Genomic DNA, 930 nt, shown 5'->3' on the forward strand with positions numbered 1-930 from the left:
TAATGGCTCGCTTTTAAAGCGACTTGTCTATCTTACCATATGAAAGTGGTGCCGGCAAGAGGACTTGAACCCCCAACCTACTGATTACAAGTCAGTTGCTCTACCAGTTGAGCTACACCGGCTTTATTTATCCTAACATTATGTAAGAATAAATATGGTGGAGGATGACGGGCTCGAACCGCCGACCCTCTGCTTGTAAGGCAGATGCTCTCCCAGCTGAGCTAATCCTCCACTATGTAGGAATCTCTCGATCCGACAAAGATTATTATATACAGGTTTTAATCATTTGTAAAGGCTATATTAAAAAAATTTTATTTCAATTTTCATTGCGTATTTCTTTTAATAAATGATCGTCATTTCACCTATTCATACAGCTGCTGTTCAACGTTCAGCAGCTGAACTCTCTCCTCTATATTCTCTTTAAAAACGTTCAATTCCTTCAGAAATATTAGCAGTCTCTCATTTTTATACTTGAATGATATAGGTATCTATTTAGACGTAAAGCATTTATAGAAATCGAATAGGCTTACACATCTTCAATTTAATGAAAGATATATGGAGTGCCCCTATATAAGCTCATACTGTCTCTCTATTGTTTTTTATAGATAAGGCTTTGTGCGATAGACGCTTTTTCTCTTTATATCCAAGTGTTTCACACGCTGCTTTTAGACATAAGATGATGTGACGAGCTACATTAGCGATGATTACGTCATGATTGAACGCTACATGGAGATTGCAGAAGAGAAGTTCCCAGCTTACATCATGATGTTATTAGAAGAAAAAACAAAAAAGATCAGTTCCAAATGGAACTGATCCTTATAGAAGCTTGGCGGCGTCCTACTCTCACAGGGGGAAACCCCCAACTACCATCGGCGCTGAAGAGCTTAACTTCCGTGTTCGGTATGGGAACGGGTGTGACCTCTTCGCTAT

General features: G+C 39.0%; 2 tRNA genes and 1 rRNA gene. All 3 read right to left on the reverse strand.

Annotation, left to right across the window (positions count from 1 at the left end):
• Nucleotides 1-46 precede the first annotated feature (46 nt).
• Nucleotides 47-122: transfer RNA gene (locus tag ACLGGR_RS19170), tRNA-Thr, on the reverse strand.
• Nucleotides 123-155: 33 nt separating this feature from the next.
• Nucleotides 156-231, reverse strand: a tRNA-Val gene (locus tag ACLGGR_RS19175).
• A 593-nt stretch (nucleotides 232-824) separates the two neighbouring features.
• Nucleotides 825-930 (reverse strand): 5S ribosomal RNA (gene rrf / locus ACLGGR_RS19180); the annotation flags it as partial.

This window comes from Bacillus sp. BD48, from assembly GCF_046566805.1.
GTDB lineage: Bacteria > Bacillota > Bacilli > Bacillales > Bacillaceae > Bacillus > Bacillus safensis.